Source organism: Paenibacillus sp., assembly GCF_031177825.1.
In the GTDB taxonomy this organism is placed as follows: Bacteria; Bacillota; Bacilli; order Paenibacillales; family YIM-B00363; genus Paenibacillus_AE.
On sequence record NZ_JAPSKE010000006.1, the window covers coordinates 108,781 to 130,297 of the forward strand.

Here is a 21,517-nt window from a genome sequence, read left to right on the forward strand (position 1 = left end):
TTAGTTTGAATGAAAAAGCCTCTTCACGGTGATAAACGCCTGCTGCTTCGTGTATTCGCCGTTCGGGCTGAACTCGTTGTTGCCGGTGCTGCCCATCATCGTTGCGCCATTCGTCCGATCCACGACGGAGGATACGAATGCGACGGCGTCTTGAGCCCAGTTCGCGATATCATCCTTGTCGGCATAATTCGCCCCTGTGCCGTTATTCCGTTGGATGCCGAGCAAGTCAGCCGCTCGGGACAGTAACACCGCCGCCTCTTGACGGGTAATAAGGCCATCGGGATCAAAGATGCCGTTCCCTTTGCCGCTGATCAATCCGAGCGCATAAGACGCCAGTATCGTTTCGTCTGTCGTATCCGTAAACGCATCAGCATCCATCGCCTTGCCTCTTTCGTCTAATAGTTCCTCAATGGATGCACCCGTCTTGACGGCGATCATATGGACGATCAGCTTGCTGAAATCGGCGCGCGTCATGTTGCTGGTATAATGATGCCGTAGATCCATTGGCACAAGATTCAGAGCAATCGCCTGATTTACTTCGCTCTTCGCCCATTCAGCCGGTTGATCAAGCGGATTCGAGATTAACCCCTTTTTCCCATCCTTTTCAACAACCGCCACGCCATTTTTAAAATCACGCACATAATCATATTGCAGGCTAACGATTTCTTTGCCGGTCTTATCGATAAATCCCCATTTCTCGTCTTTTTCTACCGCAGCCAGCCCTTCTGCAAATTGATTCGCGAAATCGTATCGAGGCGCTGCAATGACGGTTCCGTCGTTCATGTCTACAAATCCTCGCTTCGTGCCTTGTTGAACCATGGCCACCCCTTCCGAAGAAGGCCATACTTCATTATACTCGGGTTTCACGATGATTTTGCCCGTTTTACCGATGAGGCCGACTTGTTCGTCTTTCGTCACCCTTGCCACGCCATAATAAAAATCGAATGCTTGGTCGTATTGAAGGTCGACGACGATTTTGCCGGTTCGATCGATATATCCCCATTTCCCGTTTTTACTTACTGCAGCCATGCCATCCCGGAAAGAGTTCCCATTGTTGTATTGAGGCTTGACGACTTCTTTGCCGGTTCGATCGATAAAACCAACCTTCCCGCCTTTGAAAACCCAAGCCAATCCATCGCTAAAATCGCGCGCATACTCATATCGAGTCTTCAAAACGACTTTCCCCGTTTTGTCGATAAAGGAAGTGCTCCCGCCGTTTTTAACGGCAGCCAAACCTTCGTCGAAATAGTTCATCTCGGTGAATTGGGCTCCGACGACTTCGGCATATTGCGGCTTTACGACTTCTTTCCCGGCGCTGTCGACAAACCCCCACTTCCCATCCTTGTACACGGCGGCCATGCCTTCATTGAAATCGGAAATCCCTTCATACTGAGGCGCGACGATTTCTTTGCCGGTTTTATCGATCAGCCCCCATTTCCCATTTCTCATCACTTTCGCTACCCCATTCTGGACGGAAGTGATTTCTTCATACTTAGGGGCAACGATTTCATTGCCGGTCTTATCGACAAAACCCCATTTTCCACCCTGTTCAACCCCGGCCAACCCTTCGCTGAAATCAAGAACTACGTCATATTCAGGTTTTACGATTTCTTTCCCCGTTCGATCGATAAATCCCATTTTTTCGTCTTTCTCTACCTTCGCCATTCCCTCGACAAACGATACCGCCCAATCGTATTGCGGCTCGACGACGAATTTGCCCGATCGATCGATAAAGCCGAATTTTGCGCCTTCAAGAACATACCAAAGCTTTAGGCGCCATTCTCCTCCTACCGCAACCATCGCTAGGCCTTCATTAAAGTTTCCCGCATCTGAAAACTGAGGTTCAATGTCATAGGTCGGATATTGTTCCGCTTGCGAAATAGCAGTGTAGCCAAACGTCATGAAAATACATAAACATACGATCAGCACTTTCTTCATGTAGACGCAACTCCTCGTCTTGGGTCGAATGGTATATGATGCTATTAGAAAAAAACCAGTTTTTAGTATAACACAAGAAAACAACCCCTGAAGCGGAACATGCAAGGAAGGAAAATCCAGTTCTATAACGAAACTAGTGAATATATCATTTCAATGGGTCGGTTCCGATGTAGATTTCGATTCGGGAGGGCAGGGAATGAAAAATTCTTGGTTTCACCGAATGATCTGGTCTTACATCCCCATCTTCCTCATCATATGCTCCTTTATTTTCTTCATCTTCTTCAACATGCTGTCGGAACAACAGCGCAAGAACGCGATTTCGGCGAACCGGGTATCCACCTCGCAAATTCTGCAGACCGTCGACGTATCGTTGAAATCGATCGACACAACGGTCGTGAACGATCTGATGAACGAACCGATCTACGAGGAGTTTTTCTACCAAACCGGTCTGCACGACGTCGCGCTCCATTACCGGGTTTCGAAGCAATTGAAGCTGTTAACGCAGCAGCTGCCGATGGTCGAGTCCATCGATCTCGTGCGATTCGAAGACGAATTGATCTTTAACGGAAATTTGATCCATCCGATTCGCAAGTCGGAGGACCGCGAGTTTATCGGGGCGTTGAAAGAGGGAGTCCGGCTGACGAAGTGGACGGGCCTGCGGAAATACAAGCACTACCCGTTCCAAGACGACAAAGAGGTGCTCAGTCTCGTCTACCCGTACCCGCTCAACATCGGCGGCCAAGGGGGCTTCATCGTGAACGTGCGCGCTTCGGCGCTCGAACGCATGCTGGAGGACATTACCGGTTCGACGAACGTCTTCGTGACGGTACGCGACGCGGAAGGGAATCGGCTGTTCGGCAGCGCGGACGACGGCGGGCAGCGCGGCCCCGTCATGTCGAAGATGACCTCCGGGTATACGGGCTGGACGATCGACAGCGGATTGGTCGACGGGACGATCCTGCAGGCGACTTCCTTGTTGTCCGATGTCTGGATGGTCGTCGGGCTGTTCGTGTTCGGCTTAGGGATTGTGTCGATCGTGTACGTGACCCGGCGGAATTATCGACCGCTGAAGGAGTTAATCGCGAAGATCGACACGTATTTGCATAAGGAGACGGAATCGTTGGGCGATATGCGGAGCGACGAGTTCTTCGTGCTGCAGAGCACGATCGACCGTTATATCGCGAAGTCGGAGCATATCGAGAAACAAATCGAGGAGACGGCCGAGCTGAAGAAGAAGAGCTTCTTCGGCGAGCTCCTGAACGGGTGGCGGGACATCGATCCGGACCGGCTGCACCAAGAGCTGGAGAAGCACGGCCTGGACCCCGGCGGCGAGCGGCTTTCCGTCTTCGTCGCGGAGATCGACCGCTACGACGAGGTGTTTCAGAAGTATAAGGAACGCGATCGATATTTGTTTAAGTTTATTGTCCACAGCGTGACGAGGGAAATTATGGGGACGGATCCTTTCCGCGTGTGGGTAGAGTGGATTGCGGAAGATCGAATCGCAGGCATCGTATTCGCGGACCGGCCGGATGCCGACGTCAAGGAAGCCTTCGACCGGCTGTGTCGCTGGGTGGAGGGCAATTTGAAGTTTACGGTAACGGCGGGGCTCGGACTCGAAAAGGCGGGTTGGGCGGAGGTGGCGCACTCGTACAAGGAAGCCGTCCAAGCGCTTCAATATAAAGCGGTGTTAGGCAGCGACCGGTGGATTGCGTATGCGGACGTCCTCGAGAGGCGAACGACGGATCGCGGGGATTCCTTGGAGGCCGTCGCGCTCATTCACGATTTCGCCGAGTCCTATCGCTTGGACGACCCGGAGTGGGAGAACAAGCTAGCTCTCTTCTTCGCCGATGCCAGAAGCCGTCTGCGGACGAAGGACGACTTGCTGATCCTGGTCCATTACTTCATCTACTATTTGGATTTGCAAATTACGCAGCTGCCGAAGGAGTACGGCCAGCTGTGGAAGGGCAAGGCGCTGCCCGGCTTGTTGGACGCCGCGAAGCGGTTGGACACGTGGGCTCGAATGGAGGCCGATCTGACGGACATCCTGCACGATTTCCGGGCGCACACGCTCCGGTTGAGGGAAGAGAAAAGCCATTGCGCCTTGCTGAAGGAAATTCGAACCTACGTGGAGGAGCATTATGCCAATCCGGATTTATCCCTCGATTATTTAAGCGATCGATTCGAAATCAATTCCAAATATTTAAGTCACTTGTTTAAGGAACAATTCGGCGAAAATTTCATCGACTTCTTGACCCGCAAGCGAGTGGAGGAGGCCAAGCGGATGCTGCTGGAGGCGTCGCATTCGATCCAGGAGGTCGGGGATAAGGTCGGGTACCCGAATGCGACGACGTTCCGAAGGGCGTTCAAGAAGGTCGTCGGCTTCTCCCCCGTGGATTTCCGAAGACATGGCGAACCGAGCTAGGGCGTAACCGTCCGGAGGGAAACCTCCGGATTTTTGATTGCTGACTGGAAAATGGATCGCTCTCGCCCGGAACTCCGCGTCCCGCAAGGCTTCTTCGAACGGAAGGAAAATCGCCCCGTGTCGGAATAGTGAGAGTTGGATTCCCCGCCGACTCGGCTTACGATAAGACCGTCGAACAATCATCCGAATGGGGGGATCGGGATTCGTGAATCTGAAAGCGGTAACACCTCGGCCGAAGCCGCGGCCGTCGGTGCGGAGGGAATGGCTGCCCGCGAAGAAAATGAAACGAAACTGGGACTTGTATTTCGTCATTGTGCTCCCGCTGCTGTACATCGCGATTTTCAAATACGTACCGATGTACGGCGCGCTGATCGCGTTCAAAGAATTTAACGTCGTGCAGGGCATCTTGGGCAGTCCTTGGGTGGGCTTCAAGCATTTCGAGGATTTCTTTACGTCTCCGAATTTCTCGAAGCTGATGTGGAATACGCTTGGGATCAGCTTGTACGCCCTATGCGTCGGCTTTCCGGCGCCGATCCTGCTTGCGCTGGCGCTGAACGAGCTGCGGGTCGGCGCGTTCAAGAAGAGCGTGCAGATGGTGACGTTCGCCCCCTACTTCATCTCTACGGTCGTCATGGTTTCGATGATTATCTTGTTTCTGTCTCCGAAGCTCGGCTTCGTCAACCATATCATTACGTGGTTCGGCTTCCCGGAGATCAACTTCATGGGAGAGCCCGGGTACTTCAAGTCGATCTACGTGTGGTCGGAGGTATGGCAGCAGACCGGATACGGGGCGGTCATCTACTTGGCGGCGTTGGCCGGCGTCAATCCGCAGCTGTACGAAGCGGCCAGAGTCGACGGCGCGTCGCGGTTTCAGAAAATGATTCATATCGACATTCCCGGGCTGCTGCCCGCCGCCGTCATCCTGCTCATCCTGAATGTCGGTCAGCTCATGCGCGTCGGCTTCGAGAAAATCTACCTCATGCAAAACCCGCTCAACCTGAGCACGTCGGAGGTCATTCCGACCTTCGTCTACAAGATCGGGCTGCTCGGCGCGAATTTCAGCTTCTCGTCCGCCGTGGGGCTGTTCAATTCCGTGGTCAATCTGCTGCTGCTCGTCTTGGTCAACGCGTTGGCGCGCAAGGTGTCCGACAGCAGTCTATGGTAGAGGAGGGGGACCCTTGCACGGATCGATTAGAGAATCGTTCGGAGATCGCTTATTTCTATACGGCATATACGTCTTTCTCGCCTTGATCGGACTAGCGGTGTTCTACCCGCTGCTCTATATCGTCAGCGCCTCGTTCAGCGCGCCGCAGGCGGTCATCGAGGGCAGGGTGTGGCTGCTGCCGGTCGAACCTACGCTTCTCGGATACAAGACGGTATTCGAGCATCATCAGGTCATCGTCGGGTATATGAATTCGGCGTTTTACACCTTTTTTGGAACGATGATGAATGTCGCGCTCACGATTATGCTGGCCTATCCGTTATCGAAGCGGAACTTCTATGGACGCCAGGCGATCATGATGATTCTCGTGGCGACGATGCTGTTCGAAGGCGGGCTGATTCCGTATTACCTTACGATCAAGAGCTTGGGCATTCTCGACACGCGTTGGGCGATGCTCCTTCCGCAGGCGCTGGCGGTATGGCAAGTCATTATCGCGAGAACGTTCTTCCACACGACCATTCCCGAAGAGCTTACGGAAGCGGCGGAGCTCGACGGCTGCAGCAATATCGGCTTCATCTGGAGGGTCGTCGTTCCGCTCTCCAAGCCGATCATCGCCGTGTTGGTGCTCATGTATGCGGTCATGCATTGGAATTCGTATTTCGACGCCTTGATTTTCCTCAAGACGGCCGACCTGTTTCCGCTGCAGATCGTGCTTCGGAACATTTTGATTCTGAATTCCGTGGATACGACGGCGATGAAGGACGCCTCCGAGATGCTGGCCCGGCAAGGGCTGAAGGATCTGCTGAAGTTTTCCTTGATCGTGGTGGCGAGCGCGCCGATCTTGGCGATCTATCCGTTCGTCCAGAAATATTTCGTACAAGGCATTATGATCGGCTCGATCAAAGGGTAGAGGGCGGTACAGATGACGAAGGGAGTTGCGACGATGAAAAGAAGATGGACGGTCACGATTTGCGCGGCAATGGTTCTGTCGCTGATCGCCGGGTGCATGGGCGGAGGGAACGGCGGCGGTGGAGAGGGGGAAGGCGCCGGACAAGGCGAAGGGACGCAAGGCGTCGTCTCCTTCTCCGCCTTCGCTCCGCAGCTGGTCCGGATCGAAAACATGGACACGAACTTATTCACCAAGTACGTGGAGGAGAAGGTCGGGATCGACATTAAGTGGGTGCTGGCTCCATCTGAAGGCGCGAACGAACGGAAGCAGCTGTTGCTGGCCAGCGGCGATTATCCCGAGGTGTTCATTCACGGCGACCTGACGAAGGAAGAACAGCTGAAGTACGGCCAGCAAGGCGTATTGATCCCGCTGAACGACTTGATCGAGCAGTACGGTCCGAATATTAAGAACACCATGAATATGATCGAAGAATACACGAGCGAAATTACGGCGCCGGACGGTAACATTTACGCTTTGCCTCAAGTGAACGAATGCTACCACTGCATGTTTTCTCAGAAAATGTGGATCAACGCCGCTTGGCTGGAGGCGGTCGGCATGTCGATGCCGACGACGACGGACGAGTTTTACCAAGTATTGAAGGCGTTCAAGGAGAAAGACCCGAACGGCAACGGGGTGGCCGACGAAATTCCGCTCAGCGGGTTTCAAAATTCGTGGCATGGCAATATCGACGGCTTCCTCATGAACGCCTTCATCTACAACAATTCGGAGGATTACTTCACGCTCGAGAACGGGAAGGTCGACATCGCGGCGAACAAGGAGCAATGGCGCGAAGGGCTCCGCTACCTGAACAAGCTGTACGCGGATGGGTTGATCGATCCGGCCGCCTTCACGCAGGACGAGGACGCGTTGAAGCAGATCGCCAACAACGCGAATGCCCCGATCCTTGGCGCCTACGCCGCCGGGCACGTCGCGATGGGCGTTCAGCTGCTCGAAGACAACAACCACGCCGATTACCACGTCGTTCCGCCGCTCAAAGGGCCGGACGGCACGCAGCTGGCCGCCTATTATCCGTCGATCGGAAGAGGCCAATTCGCGATCACGAATAAGGCGAGTGAAGAGCAGCGCATCGCGGCGATCAAGCTGGCCGATCTGATGGCGACCGAGGAGGCGACGATTTTCTCCGTCTTCGGTCCGGAAGGCGATTATTGGAGACCTTCGGAGGCGGGCGAGCTGGATTTCCACGGCCGCCCGGCAAAATATACGAACGTGAAGGAGTTCTCCACGGTCACGACCTGGAACGTGTCTTGGGATCAGCTCGGCCCGTCCGTCCGCACGAGCGAGTTCCGCGAATCGTTCGCGACGCCGGAGGACCAATTCTCGATCGATGGATACGAGAAGCGCTTGTTCCTCGCGACGCAGTTATATGAGCCGCATAAGCCGGCCGAGGTGTACCCGCTGAACATCTTCATGGATCCGGCGGACGCGCAAGAGTCCAACCGCCTGCGCACGACGATTAACGACTACATCCAGGAGCATCTGGCGTTGTTCGTCACCGGCAACCGAAATCTCGACACCGATTGGGACGCCTACGTGAAGGGGCTCGACGGCTTAGGCCTGGAGCAATACCTTGCCATCTATCAGAAAGCTTACGACGCGTTACCGAAATAAGCGGAAGGGGCTGCCTCCTCAGCGATTCATCGCTGCGGGAGGCAGCCCCTTCCCGCATCTATCGTGCCGGAACGATCGATCGTGATATGATAGGGGAAAGCTTTTTCGAAAGGCGGCGCGCTTTCATGTCGATCGGCGTTCATGAACAGATACGATTCTCTCTTTTTCAAGTCAATGATTTCTCTTACGAGAGTCACCGTTTGGAACAAGAGGCCCAGCCTTTCCTTTCGTTTTCTTTCATTTCCAAATCCAAGGGATCGGTGCGGATCACCTCGGGAGGCATCACGCATTATGCCCAATCGGGAGACGTCATGGTCCATCGTCCCGGGATCCCGTTCGCGGTATATGCCGATCAACCGGGGACGCATATGTATATCAACCTGGCGCTAAGCGTCATGGACCAGGTCGACTTTTTCCAATTGCATCCGATGCCGAAAGTCGTAACGCTGCTCGACCCGATCCGATTCCAGCAGACGTTCCTGCAGCTCAAGACGGTGTGGAACCGCCCGGCGGACGGACTGCGGGACATGCAATCCACGATGCTGGCCTTCCAACTGCTGAACGAGATTGTTGAAAGCGTACGCATATTGAAGGCAACGCCGGACCCTGCGGATCCTTCGGCGACGGACCGCCTCTCGCAGGTCATTCCGTATATCGAGAAAAATTTGAAGACGAAAATTACCCGCGAAAAGCTGGCAAGCATCGCTCTCCTCAATCCGGTCTACTTCAGCCGAATCTTCCAAAAGACATACGGCATTACGCCGATGAGCATGTTGCATCGGCTGCGGATGAAACGCGCGGTGCAAATGCTGGAGAATCCGTCGTATACGATCGAATATATCGCTGAGGAATGCGGTTTTTATGATGCCTCCTATTTCAACCGCGTCTTTCAGCAAGCCTATAAAATTACGCCGGGCGTGTTCCGCAAAAAAGTAGAGCAAGCGAAACATTGAGCGTCCCGCGAAAAAGTATCGAAAATACAAGGAAGAGGTTTTCCGCGTACATTGAAGGAATCGAGTCGCCATCTTATCTTTGGATGTATATCCCAAAGAAGGAGACAAGACGACGATGAGACTCTTATATCTCGACATCGATTCCTTAAGACCCGACCATCTTGGCTGTTACGGCTACCACCGCGATACGTCCCCCAATATCGACCGACTCGCGCAGAAGGGCGTTCGATTTGAAAATTATTACACCTCGGACGCACCTTGCGCTCCTTCCCGAACGGCGCTGCTTTCCGGACGCTTCGGCATTCATAGCGGGCTCGTCGGGCACGGCGGAACCGCGGGCGATTACCGCCATGAAGGCCCGGGGCGAACGTTCAGCGATCGCTTGTCTCACCAGAGCTTGCCGGCCTTCCTGCGCAAGCAAGGACTTCATACGGCGCTGATCAGCACGTTCGCCGAACGGCATGCCGCTTGGACGTTCTATGCCGGCTTCAACGAAGTGCATAATATCGGCAAGCGGGGCATGGAGAGCGCCGAAGAGGTGACGCCTTCCGTCCTCCGATGGATGCAATCCAACGCCGCTTCGGACCATTGGTACTTGCACGTAAATTACTGGGATCCGCATACGCCTTACCGGGTTCCTTCGGAGTACGGCAATCGGTTCGAGAACGACCCGCTGCCCGCCTGGCTTTCGGAAGAGGTATTCGAGGAGCATATGCGTAAAGATGGCCAACATAGCTTGGGCGATATGAACAGCTTGGCGAAAACCCATTATCACCGGTACCCTCGGCATGGCAAGACGATGAGGGAGCACGACGATCTGCGAGTCATCGTGGACAACTACGACACGGCGATCCGTTACGTGGACGAGCATATCGGCCGCTTGCTGCGCTGCCTGGAAGAGCAGGGAGTCCTTGACGATACAGTCATCCTGATCAGCAGCGACCACGGGGAAAGCATGGGGGAGTTAGGGATCTATTCGGAGCATGGGACGGCGGATCAAGCGACCTGCCGCATTCCGATGATTATACGCTGGCCCGGCAAGCAAGAGGGAATCGTCGACGAAGGGCTGCACTACCAGCTTGACCTCGCCCCGACGATCGCCGGGATGCTAGGCGCGGAGGCGCCGAGCGGCTGGGACGGCCAAAGCTACGCGGAATCGGTCGAGAGCGGAGCCGGGGCGGGGAGACCTTATCTGGTGCTCTCGCAGTGCGCGCATGTGGCGCAGCGCAGCGTTCGCTTCGACGACTGGTTGTATATCCGAACCTATCATGACGGTCACCACGGCTTTCCCAAGGAAATGCTCTTCAACCTGAAGCAAGATCCGCATGAGCAATGCAACTTGGCCGAGACGCATCCGGAAATATGTCGGCAAGCGGTCTACTACTATCAGCAATGGCATGACGACATGATGTCTTCGATGTCTTGCGACACGGACCCGTTATGGACGGTCATGAACGAGGGCGGGCCTTACCATGCGAAGGAATACGCCCCGAAACCATAGATGAAAGCCGATCCCCCCTTCTCAGGGGGGATCGGCCGCTTCGCGCGAACGGCACGCTAATGGGAAGGAAGGAAGCCTTTGCCTAGGAAACCTATTTCGTCATTGTTCTATCGGTATTTGCTTTCTTATGTCGTTCTTCTGCTCATTCCGATCTTGGTCATCGGCCTCCTCGTCTATCGACAATTCGTCGGCATCTTGCAAGAAGAGGTGACGATCAGCCATCGGCACGTCCTTGAACAGGCAAGCGCGGCGATGACCGCCGAATTCAACGAGATGAACGACATCGCCATCAAGCTTTCGGCCCGATCCGAGCTCTCCCCTCAGCGATTGAACCAATCGATGTTCCGCGCTTTGGATGCGATGGAGACGTTACGGGATATGAACGCCAGCCCGTTCGTTCGGCAATTCGTGTATTACGCCAAGGGCAGCGATTATTTTTACTCCGCCGATACGACGTACCCCGTCGAATTGTTCGCCGAACCTTTCCGCCAATACGGCAATTGGTCATCCGAAGATTTCATGGTACACCTGCGCAGCCTGAACAAGCCTACGTTCGTAAGCGCCGAACCGCTTGAATCCAACGAACTCGCTTCCGGCCGCGTGTTAACCTACCTTGTGCCCATTCCCTACAACAGCCCTTCTCCGTATGGCGTGCTCCTGTTCCTCGTAGAGGAAGCTTCCGTAAACAAGTTATTGGAAGGCGCGCTGAAAGAACAGAATGGAAATTCCGTCATCGTCAATCAGGACGGACAGATTATTACGGCGCTGCGGCACGAAGCATATCTGGAAAGCCCGAAGTTTCAAGCGAACATCCGAAAGATCGCATCGGGCGGAATGACGGTCGCGACGCTCGACAACGACGATTCGTACGTGATCTCCACCGTCAAGTTGCAGCACACGAACTGGACGTACGCGACCCTGCTTCCCGAAGAGGTCTTCTTGCATAAAACGAAACACATCCAAACGTTATTTGTCGTTTCCGTCTTGATCGTGCTTTGTATCGGATGCGCTCTTATTTATTTGCTCATGCGCCTGAATTATAATCCGGTCCATCAACTGCTGTCTTTCATTAGCAAGCAGTGGGGAGAGGCCGTTCGCAATGTGCAGGAAGCCAAGGAAAAGATCGGACATATGGCCGAGGACCGCCAGCTGCTTAAGCAAAAATTGGACAGCAACAAGGAGGCGGCGCGCAACTATTTGCTTCTCAAGCTGTTGAGAGGACAAGTCGCCGATGTTCGCGCTTGCAACGCCGAGGGCGGCGAGATCGGCATTGCGTTTTCCAAATCGCTCTTCTTCGTCGCTTTGGTCGATGGGTTGCCGGCGTCATCCGATTCGAGAGGTCTGGAAAAGATGTATCGGGAGCACTTCGAATGTTATCAAATCGATACGATGGACGAAGGCAAGGGCATCGTCATCTGCGCGATAGCGCCGGAGGAGACACCTGCGCTCCAGGAGCGGCTGCTTCGCCTTCATCAGGAGCTGATGGAACGTTGCTCCGGGAAAGTGACGATCGGCGTCGGGGGTCTGTACGAGGAGATCCATCAAATCGGCAAATCGTATATCGAGGCTGCAACCGCCCTGGATTACAAGCTGATCAAAGGTCATAACACCCTGATTACCTACGGGGGGATCCAGGCCGAGAACCAATCGGCTTCCTGGTATCCCAAAGAGGAGATGGAGCTGCTGGCCCAATCGATGCGGCAAGGGGATTCCGCCAAGGTGGAATCCATCTTACTTAAGCTCCAGCTTTACATGGAGGAGCGTCCCCTTCCGCTTCATATCGCTCGCTGCATCTGTTACGACATCTTCGGCTGCATGATCAAAACGCAAGACCGGCTCAGATTGTCCCAATCCGCGCACATTCGCTACCCGGATGCGTTCGCGCTGGCCAAATTCGATACGATACACGATTTAGCGTCATTGGTCCGCGATATTTGCCTGCAGATCAAGGAATCGACGGAAGCGGCTCCGGGCGGGGGATCCGCGGAAGCGTGGATTGCCTACATCCAAGAACATTACCATGATCACGCGTTTTCCGTGGAGCGGATGGCGGAGCACTTCTCGCTCTCCCGATCCTCCCTGTTCGCTTCGTTCAAGAAGCTTACGGGACAAACCATCATGGATTATTTGGATTATTACCGGTTGGAGCGGGCGAAACGCCTGCTGTCGAACAGCGATCTCCGCCTGAAAGAGATCGTGGAGCAGATCGGCTATTACGATGTTTCAAGCTTTATCCGCAAGTTCAAGCAGCAGGCGGATATCACGCCCGGAGAATTCCGCAAGCTTAGCCTTGGGAGGGACGACACGGCCTCTCCATAGGCGTTATACGATTCGCTTATCGGTTGTACGATCCGCATATTTACCCTCGCCCGCCGTTCTAGCTACAGTTAAGTTGCTTGAGGCGGATATCCGCGAAACCAAAAAAGAGGGGAGGTGTCAACGGAAATGGAGATGATCCGAAACCGACGCGAACCGACGATGACGAAACCGGTTCGATCCGCATCGATATGGAAGCGGTTACTGAAGACGTATGAGCTGTACCTGTTTTTGCTGCCTACGCTGGTATACTTTCTTATTTTCCACTATGGACCGCTGTACGGCTTGCAGATCGCATTCAAAAATTTCATCGCCGTGAAAGGGATCTGGGGAAGTCCATGGGTCGGTCTGGAGCACTTTGAACGTTTCTTTCACTCGCCGCAATTTACCCTTGTGTTGAAAAATACGATCTTGCTTAATCTGTATGAATTGGCGGTAACGTTCCCCATCCCGATCATCATGGCGCTCTTGCTCAATCAGATCCAAAACGTTCGGTTCAAAAAGTGGATTCAAACGATCACGTACGCGCCCCATTTCATTTCGGCCGTCGTCATCGTAGGCATGCTGTTCGCGTTTCTTTCGCCGAGGAGCGGACTTCTCAACGAGTTGATTCGATTATTCGGAGGAGAGCCCGTATACTTCATGGCCCGTCCGGAGTGGTTCAAGACGATCTTCGTCTTCTCGGGGCTTTGGCAGAATGCCGGCTGGTCCATGGTCATCTATTTGGCCGCGCTTACGGGCGTCAGCCCCGAGCTGCATGAAGCGGCCATTATGGACGGGGCCAACAAATATCAGCGCATCTGGCACATCGATCTGCCGTCCATCCTGCCGACGGTAATGATTCTCTTCATTTTGAATATCGGCAGCTTTATGTCCGTCGGCTTCGAGAAGGTGTACTTGATGCAGAACGCGCTAAATTTGGATGCTTCGGAAGTGATCCAAACGTATGTGTACAAATCGGGACTGCTCAACGCTCAATACAGCTACAGCGCCGCAGTAGGCTTATTCAACGCGGTCATCAATTTCATTCTGCTCGTCAGCTTCAACGAGTTGGCCAAGCGGTCGAAGCAGACCAGTCTCTGGTAATCCGGAAAGGAAGTTCAGGATGAATGCCACGAACCGTCGAAGCCGTTTCGACCGCATGTTCGATACGTTAAATTACACGCTCATGACCATCATCATGTTGGCCGTTCTGTATCCGTTATACATCGTCGTGATTTCCTCCATCAGCGATCCGGACGCCGTGAATACCGGAGGGGTGTGGCTGCTGCCCCAAGGGGTCACGCTCGAAGGGTATCGGCGCATCTTCATGGAAGAACAAATTTGGATCGGTTATAAAAATACGCTGCTCTACACGTCGCTCGGCGCATCGTTGAACGTCGCGCTCACGCTGACGGGCGCGTATGCGCTGTCGCGCTCCGACCTCGTCGGGCGGAATGGGTTTATGTTTTTGATCGTCTTTACGATGTTTTTCGGGGGCGGACTCATTCCTACTTATTTGCTCGTGAAAAATTTAGACATGACCAACACGATGTGGTCTCAAATTATTCCGAGCGCGGTGTCCGCATATAACGTCATCATCGCCCGCACCTTCTTCCAGATGACGATTCCGAAGGAGCTGCAAGAAGCGGCGGAGATGGACGGTTGCTCGATCACGCGGTTTTTCTTCAAGATCGTGCTTCCGCTGTCGATGCCGATCGTTGCGGTACTGGCGTTGTTCAGCGCCGTCTCGCTCTGGAACAGCTATTTCCCCGCCCTGATCTATTTGCGGGACCGGGAGCTCTATACGCTGCAGCTGGTGCTGCGCGAAATTCTGATCGTCAACGAAGCGCCGGAGGATACCAGCCTGGCGGGCGCGGGCGAAGACGGCGGCATGCTAAGAGTCGTAGATATCATGAAGTATGGGGTCATTATCGTTTCGAGCTTGCCCGTACTTGCGCTTTATCCCTTCTTACAGCGGTTTTTCGTCAAAGGGGTCATGATCGGCTCTTTAAAGGGATAATCCATTATTCATCGGGAAAAGAAGAAAGGGGAAATCCGAATGGTCGCAACACCTATGCGAAATTGGGTTCGACTTCTCATGTTGGTCTCTTTGGCCATTATGCTGGTGGTAAGCGGATGCGGCACCCAAGGCGCTTCGGAGGAGGTTTCGGAGGAGAATTCGTCCGAAAGCAAGCCTGCCGAGGGTTCGGCGACTTCCGAGGCGCCGTCCGACGCGGGCGGCTATCCGATCGTCGATACTCCTTTGATTTTGAAGCTTGTTATGGCCAAAACCCCGCAGCAGAAGAAGGCTACGGAGGAATTAAAAGTCGTGCAAGCGATGGAGGCGCTCACGAACATCCATATCGAATGGGAAGCCGTGGACCAAGGGTACCAGGAGAAAAAGAATCTGATGTTCGCCAGCGGGGATTTGCCGGATGCTTTCTTCGGAAGATCCAGCTTGAGCGACTCCGATATTTTGAAATACGGTTCGCAAGGCATGCTCGTTCCGCTGGAAGATCTGATCGAGCAGCACGCGCCGAACGTGAAGAAGATGTTCGAAATATATCCTGACGTCAAAAAAATGGTGACTGCGCCGGACGGTCACATCTACTCGATTCCGACCGTCATTACGGAAGGCGCCAACGAGCTCGGCGAGGTGCTGTTCGTCAACAAAACGTGGCTTGATCAGCTTCAGCTCTCCGTCCCGACGACGACGGCGGAATTCGAACGAATGCTGCAAGCGTTCAAGGGACAGGACCTGAACGGCAACGGCAAGATCGATGAGCTTCCGTTCAGCTTTCTTTACGGCAACGGTTTGAACGGCATCTTCGGACTGTACGGCTCGTTCGGCCTGCCCGATAACGCCTCTCACCTTATGGTGCAAGACGACAAAGTTTCCTACATTGCCGCCACGCCGGAGTTCAAGGAAGCTACGAAGTACTTCCATACGCTCTATTCCCAGGGACTCATCGATCCCGAAGCGTTCACGCATGACAGGAACGTCTATTTCTCCAAAGGCCGCGGTACCGACGGTCCGGTGTACGGCGCGTTCACAGGTTACAACGCAGAAAATGTAGTAGGACCGGATCACGCGAAACATTACGTGCCGATCGCTCCGCTCAAAGGTCCGGAGGGACATCAGATCGTTAACATGTATGAGAAGCTGGCCGTCTCGAAGGCCGGGTTCTCGATTACGTCCAACAATGAGCATCCGGTAGAGTCCATGCGCTGGATCGACGCCATCTACGAGGAGCGTCACTCGATCGAATGGTTGTTCGGACCTGTAGGACATAATTTCAAGGAAACGGACGGCGACTTCTACGAATTCCTGCCGACGCCGGAAGGCATGAGCTACGACGATTTCCGCTGCACGGAGTCCCCTTGCTTCGGCGGCGCAGGCTCGATTCCGGAGGACACCTATAAGAAAATCGAGCTTGCCGATAAAATCAAAACGCGGCTGGAATATCTCGACATCTACCAGTCTTACATGAAAAAATACACCTTGCCGGCGGGGATGTTCTTTACGATCGAGGATTCGGATCGCTTGAGCATTCTGGATACCGACATTACCGAATTCGTGAAGAAGAAACAAGCGCAATGGATGATCGACGGCAACATCGATGCGGAGTGGGACAGCTATCTGGCCCAATTGCAAAAGAGCGGGCTCGAGGAGTTTCTGCAAATTTATCAACAAACGTACGACCGCTTCCAGTCTCAATAATTAGAAACAAGCCTCCTAGTTTAAAGCTAGGAGGCTTGTTCCTTTCTGTTAAGCGTGAGAGACGCGGGGCATCGGCATCGGTTCTTTCCCAAGCTCCGCCCACACATATTTCATGAGGAGCTCCATCTTCAGTTCCTTATAGTCCTTATCGTGCCATAGATTTCGAACTTCCCCCGGATCCTCCTCCAAGTCGAACAGCTCTCCGTACATCCGGTTGTAATACACGGTAAGCTTATACCGGCGATTGACGTAGGTCTTCTGATGAATCGTCGTCGGCTCATGGCGGAATTCGCAGATGACGTGATCGCGCGCTTGTTCCTCCGACTGCATCCATACCTTCGATTGGTCCACCCCCGTCATGGCGCCGGGGATCGGCAAGCCTGCGAACGATAGGAACGTCGGCGCTAGATCGACAAGCGACTGCATGGCATCGGACACGCGTCCGGCCGGGACGACGCCGGGGTATTTGACGATGAACGGAACGCGGAGCAAGTCCTCGTAATGAAAACCGCCCTTGGCCTGCAGTCCGTGCTGACCGAACAAGTGGCCGTGATCGGTCGTAAAGACGACCAGGGTATCGTTATCTAATCCTAGTTCCGACAGCTTATCGAGGATCATGCCGATGGCTTTGTCCATGAAGCTGACCATTCCGTAATACACCGCCACTGCTTTCTTATGTTCTTCCTCGGAGTACAGGAGGTGGGAATGATACCCGTGAATTCCGAACCCTGTTTCCTTGTATGCCGAGAAATCCGGGTCGCGCCGCTGCGTCAAGCCGAAATGGGGAGGGTTGGCATCGTGTTCGCCGGGCGTTCCTTTCGGGATGGGTATCGCATCGGGGTCGTACATGTCGGCCCAAGGCTCCGGAACGAGATAAGGCGGGTGCGGATCCGGAAAGCTCGCCCACAGAAAGAAAGGGTCGTCCTCTTTTTGGTACTCTTCGAGCAGCTCGGAGGTTCGTTCCGCGATCCAGGTGTTGTAATGGTATTCCTCCGGAATCGGCCAGTGGAACTTCGCTTTGGGATCCATCGTTCCTGTCGGCGCGGTAAAGTAATCTTTCCAGTTCGCGCAGCCTTTGGCCTCCATCCACAGCGCGTAGTGCTGCCCGACCAACCACTCGTTGGCATGGTTGCGCGCCATCTCCGCGCGCTCGAAGCCGTAATAGGGGCCGCTGAACGTTTTCCAAAATTCAAAATCGTGAAGCTTGTCTCTTCCTTCCAGCGAAGCATATTCCTCTGTAGAACCGATCGGGTGGAAATGGGCTTTCCCGATGAGGGCCGTCCGGTAGTTGCCGCCGCTGTGCAGCAGATCGCCGACGGTCGTCCGCGCTTCGTCCAGCTTCGTGCCTAACGTCCAAGCTCCATGCTGACTCGGATACATTCCTGTGACGATCGAGGCTCGCGTCGGCGTGCAAGTCGGGTTCGGACAGTACGCCCTTCCGAACGTCGTCCCTTCCCGAACGAGCCTGTCCAAATGGGGCGTGGAAATTTCCGGGTGGAACGCTCCAATGGTATTCCAATGCTGCTGGTCGCTCGTAATCAATAAGATGTTCGGCTTCTTCCTTTGCACCGGGCCGATCCCTCCGAATCCATAACTTACTGCTCTCACTATGGATTATAGGGGCGAAACCGTTCCCCTTACAATGATCGTCGGTCGTTCGTTCTTTGCATTTTGTAGGATGTTTGATAGGCTTGTTTTACGTGAATCTAGGGGGAGACGTTATGGCGCTGGAGGAACATCCGCAGGAATTCGCAGAAAATTATTACTTTGTCCCAGATGAATTTGATGCGAAGTCCGGAATCGAAGCCATTCGGCTTGGGCGAAATCGAGCGAAGCCGGGGTACCATTCCGGTCCTAGAACCGTTCGGTATTATAGTTTGCATTTTGTGAGGAGGGGGACGGTTGAACTCGATTACGGCAGCGCCAAAGCGAATTTGTCGGATGGCGATATCTTCTGTTTATTCCCGCAGCAAACGTATACCTATCGAAGGATAGACTGCGGGTCCCCTTTGGAAATGACGTGGGTCGCCTTCGAAGGCGCGATGGCTTCGCCGCTTCTGGAGATGATCCCCATTCGCCCGAGCGCTCCTTATGTAAGGAAAAAACTGACCCTCGAGGTACTGCTCACCCTGCAGCAGCTCTTGCAATCCGGCAATGAAAGAAGCCGCCGCGCCAAATTAATGCGTTGCAGCTTATTATACCGGCTGTTCGATCAACTCGCGGAACGACCGGGGGAAGCCGCTTCAGCCGACGACAGTTCCAAGGATTGGATAACCGTTAGTCTTGAATATATGAGAACCCATTACGGCGAACCGATCGGGGTACGGCATGCGGCCGATCATGCGGGGATCCACCGAACGCATTTCTCCAAGCTGTTTACCGAACGCGTCGGGGTACCCCCTTCCGAGTTTTTGCGTAAGCTGCGTATGGATCAGGCGCTTCGATTGCTGCAGGAAACCTCCCGTTCCGTCCTCGATATCGGGCTAAGCTTAGGCTATTCCGACGCAGCTTCGTTTACCCGCGCTTTCGCGCAGTACTACGGCTGCCCGCCGTCCCGGGCGCGCGACTCCTTCCGAGGCGGCAAGGGTTCCGTCTGAAGATGAAGGTGCGTTATCATGATCGGTATCGCATGGGGGCGATCGAGCTGGCTCCAGGGAAAGGCGAGAGCGAGGCGCTGGAGCGGGTCGTGGATCGGTAATTCCGTTCCGGACTGTAGGGAGGGTATGTATGCAACTTGATTTAATGCGAGTGTTCGAAGGGTATGTTCGGAACTACCATACGTTCAATTTGTCCGTCCATCATGGGAAGCATTCGTTCACGATGACGGAGATCGAATATTTCTCGCGACTCGGTTCGATGTTGGGCTATTATCCGTTCACGGAGGACACGTGCAACGGAAAACGGCGAGCCATGGATCTGACGTGGTGGGGAAGCTACAGCTACGAAGAGGATTATTGGCACGACTTCGTCTTGCATTTGGAGAGGGAGAATTACTTCAAGAAAGACGAAGAGACTTTGGACAAGCTGTTCGCCGATGAGGAACCTACACCGCGGCATGCGATCGGGATCTTGAACGTTCGGAACGGCGCTAGGGCCGACGAGCTCTTGAAGAGGGCAAAGTCGATGTGCAGGCTGGACGAGGCGTTGTTGGTGTTTCGAACCTACTCGAGTGGGAAGAAGCAACCTTACTTCGATGAGGTTCTCGCCTACCGGCTCAGGAAATCCAAAGTGGTAGACGAGAGAAGAGCTTCGGTTACTTCGATCGAAGGAACGTTGTTTATGAAGTTGGCGGACTAACGACGAAGAAGTTCCGAACGAAACGACTCGAAAAGGTTGAGCCCTTTCGAGTCGTTCGCATTGTGCCCAAGCGGATTAGCCGCTCTTTCCGGCGGTTCCCTTCGTGATGCTATACACCGCGCTGAAGGCGCCGAACAACAACGCCGTCACCGGGAACACGAGCCAACTGATGTGCCATGCCTTGAACAGAAATCCGCCGATCAGGAACACCACCGTAGCCAACGGCCAGATGAACGCTGCGATCGCCCCGATCACTTTGTTCTGCTCCTGGCTTACCTTTGAGTACTCCCCGAGCTTCAGCAGTACGCTGAAGCTCTGTTTCATGTTTCCAACGTAAACGAACAAGAAGGCTGCGGCGGCGATCATGAGCAGCATGCCGACAACGCCATAGGTCGCGATGTCGTCGTTCGCCAGCATGGTAGCGAACAGCAGCACCGGCGACAGGACGCACAATCCTACGCCGACGATCAGCGCGAACGTGTAGGTAGGCATGAACGCTTGCCCCTGCCGCTGGAGCGAAGCTCGCAGGTCCCCGGGCAGGACGAAATCGGACTGCAAATATTTGAACGTTTCCGATTGCATCCCGCTATAGATGAATAAGCTGACAGCCGCTGCTACGAAGAGGAACGTGGTAATCATCCCGACCATCATTCCTACGTCGCTGAGCAGATTGCTTAAAGCGATGAGCAACGAGGCTCCCGTTATACATAACATGACGCCGAGCCCGACGAGCAAGCCGACTCTCTTCTTATGAGCTAGATACTGCTCTATTTCCTGCATGCTCTTAGTACCGGACTGAAGGACTGCTCCGGTTCCGGCGCGACTCCCACTTCGCGCATCAGCTCGTCGATGTTTCCGAATTCGGAGATGACGATGCCGACCGCTTCGTTTTCCGACTTGCCCTCGCGCTTCAATTCGAAATACTTCTCTTCCATCGTTGTCAGCAATTCCTCTTTCAGCTTGAGGATCTGGCTCGTTCGGGGGAATGCCGCAAACATGTTGTCGAGGTAACTGGTAATGGTCTCCATCCGGTCACAGCTCCCTTATAAATTTATCGATTACGTGCTGGGTTACGTTCCACTCGATGCATTTCTCACGGTAATACTCTATTCCCGCAGGCGTAATGCGATAGTACGTGCGCCGCCTGCCGTGCGTCTCCTCCTCCTTGTAGAAGGAAACGATATAGCCGTTCTTCTCCAATCGCGTAAAGGCCGAGTACAACGTTGTCTCCTTCATGACGTACTTGCCTTCCGACAGCTGCTTAATCTTCTTGGAAATCTCATAGCCGTAAGATGCGTTGTCCAACAACAGGCATAAGATGATCGTGTCGTTGTACCCGCGAATCACATCGCTGCTGATCAACTCGTCGCCCCCTACTTCATCTGTCGTAGTAGTCCCCATTGTAGCATCAATACTACGACAGGTAAAGTAGTGCTTTGCTGAAAAATCCTGAGATACTCTCGAAGGTTTACGGCAGGGGGAGATTTTGGAGCATGCGAGGCGTTGAATCGGGGCGGCATTGCAAACAAACGGAAAGCATGATATCCCGTTGCAGGTATCTCCATGCTGAGGTTTGATTAAACAACTAATTGAAAGGGAGCCGCTGCTACGGCTCCCAGTGGTACAGCAAGCCGCTGTAAAGGCGGT

The 21,517-nt window shown here is 54.0% G+C and carries 17 protein-coding genes; 12 read left to right on the forward strand and 5 right to left on the reverse strand.

Annotated features, from left to right (window positions below):
• Entirely contained in the window at positions 1 to 1,938 is a 1,938-nt protein-coding gene (locus RIN49_RS09335) for a WG repeat-containing protein (RefSeq protein WP_309119904.1), read from the reverse strand.
• Positions 1,939 to 2,134: 196 nt separating this feature from the next.
• Between RIN49_RS09335 and RIN49_RS09340 the strand changes: the two genes are divergently transcribed.
• From RIN49_RS09340 to RIN49_RS09385, 10 genes are all read left to right on the forward strand, one after another.
• The gene (locus RIN49_RS09340; RefSeq protein WP_309119905.1) at positions 2,135 to 4,360 is read left to right on the forward strand and encodes a helix-turn-helix domain-containing protein; all 2,226 of its coding nucleotides are present in this window, start codon (positions 2,135 to 2,137) and stop codon (positions 4,358 to 4,360) included.
• 280 nt (positions 4,361 to 4,640) lie between these two features.
• Positions 4,641 to 5,525 (forward strand): ABC transporter permease, encoded by an 885-nt coding sequence (locus tag RIN49_RS09345; protein WP_238392320.1) that lies wholly within the window; start codon positions 4,641 to 4,643, stop codon positions 5,523 to 5,525.
• A 13-nt stretch (positions 5,526 to 5,538) separates the two neighbouring features.
• Positions 5,539 to 6,432, forward strand: a complete 894-nt coding sequence (locus RIN49_RS09350; RefSeq protein ID WP_309119906.1) for a carbohydrate ABC transporter permease — start codon at positions 5,539 to 5,541, stop codon at positions 6,430 to 6,432.
• A gap of 33 nt (positions 6,433 to 6,465) precedes the next feature.
• A complete protein-coding gene (locus tag RIN49_RS09355) occupies positions 6,466 to 8,100 on the forward strand; it encodes an ABC transporter substrate-binding protein (protein WP_309119907.1) in 1,635 nt (544 codons plus the stop codon).
• A gap of 311 nt (positions 8,101 to 8,411) precedes the next feature.
• The gene (locus RIN49_RS09360) at positions 8,412 to 9,053 is read left to right on the forward strand and encodes a helix-turn-helix transcriptional regulator (RefSeq protein WP_309119908.1); all 642 of its coding nucleotides are present in this window, start codon (positions 8,412 to 8,414) and stop codon (positions 9,051 to 9,053) included.
• Between the two features lie 115 nt (positions 9,054 to 9,168).
• A complete protein-coding gene (locus RIN49_RS09365) occupies positions 9,169 to 10,554 on the forward strand; it encodes a sulfatase family protein (RefSeq protein ID WP_309119909.1) in 1,386 nt (461 codons plus the stop codon).
• Positions 10,555 to 10,632: 78 nt separating this feature from the next.
• Positions 10,633 to 12,873 carry a helix-turn-helix domain-containing protein gene (locus RIN49_RS09370; protein ID WP_309119910.1) on the forward strand — a complete coding sequence of 747 codons (2,241 nt, stop codon included), beginning with the start codon at positions 10,633 to 10,635 and terminating at the stop codon, positions 12,871 to 12,873.
• A 132-nt stretch (positions 12,874 to 13,005) separates the two neighbouring features.
• Entirely contained in the window at positions 13,006 to 13,956 is a 951-nt protein-coding gene (locus tag RIN49_RS09375) for an ABC transporter permease (protein WP_309120060.1), read from the forward strand.
• Positions 13,957 to 13,975: 19 nt separating this feature from the next.
• Complete coding sequence (locus RIN49_RS09380) at positions 13,976 to 14,872, forward strand: carbohydrate ABC transporter permease (RefSeq protein WP_309119911.1); 897 nt, start codon at positions 13,976 to 13,978, stop codon at positions 14,870 to 14,872.
• Between the two features lie 39 nt (positions 14,873 to 14,911).
• The gene (locus RIN49_RS09385) at positions 14,912 to 16,573 is read left to right on the forward strand and encodes a type 2 periplasmic-binding domain-containing protein (protein ID WP_309119912.1); all 1,662 of its coding nucleotides are present in this window, start codon (positions 14,912 to 14,914) and stop codon (positions 16,571 to 16,573) included.
• 48 nt (positions 16,574 to 16,621) lie between these two features.
• Here the strand turns inward: RIN49_RS09385 and RIN49_RS09390 are convergent, their stop codons facing one another.
• A complete protein-coding gene (locus RIN49_RS09390) occupies positions 16,622 to 18,142 on the reverse strand; it encodes a sulfatase family protein (protein ID WP_309119913.1) in 1,521 nt (506 codons plus the stop codon).
• Between the two features lie 152 nt (positions 18,143 to 18,294).
• Between RIN49_RS09390 and RIN49_RS09395 the strand changes: the two genes are divergently transcribed.
• The gene (locus tag RIN49_RS09395; RefSeq protein WP_309119914.1) at positions 18,295 to 19,170 is read left to right on the forward strand and encodes a helix-turn-helix domain-containing protein; all 876 of its coding nucleotides are present in this window, start codon (positions 18,295 to 18,297) and stop codon (positions 19,168 to 19,170) included.
• 130 nt (positions 19,171 to 19,300) lie between these two features.
• Positions 19,301 to 19,870 (forward strand): hypothetical protein, encoded by a 570-nt coding sequence (locus RIN49_RS09400; RefSeq protein ID WP_309119915.1) that lies wholly within the window; start codon positions 19,301 to 19,303, stop codon positions 19,868 to 19,870.
• A 75-nt stretch (positions 19,871 to 19,945) separates the two neighbouring features.
• On the opposite strand, the gene RIN49_RS09405 is transcribed toward RIN49_RS09400, so the two are convergent.
• Genes RIN49_RS09405 through RIN49_RS09415 form a run of 3 tightly spaced genes read right to left on the reverse strand, consistent with a single transcriptional unit; the run spans position 19,946 to position 21,232 of the window.
• Positions 19,946 to 20,650, reverse strand: coding sequence for a hypothetical protein (locus RIN49_RS09405; RefSeq protein WP_309119916.1), 705 nt, complete (start codon positions 20,648 to 20,650; stop codon positions 19,946 to 19,948).
• Complete coding sequence (locus RIN49_RS09410) at positions 20,638 to 20,898, reverse strand: permease prefix domain 1-containing protein (RefSeq protein WP_309119917.1); 261 nt, start codon at positions 20,896 to 20,898, stop codon at positions 20,638 to 20,640. The genes RIN49_RS09405 and RIN49_RS09410 overlap by 13 nt, the downstream gene beginning before the upstream one ends.
• A gap of 4 nt (positions 20,899 to 20,902) precedes the next feature.
• On the reverse strand, positions 20,903 to 21,232 hold the full coding sequence (locus tag RIN49_RS09415; RefSeq protein WP_309119918.1) for a PadR family transcriptional regulator: 330 nt from the start codon (positions 21,230 to 21,232) through the stop codon (positions 20,903 to 20,905).
• Positions 21,233 to 21,517: the final 285 nt, after the last annotated feature.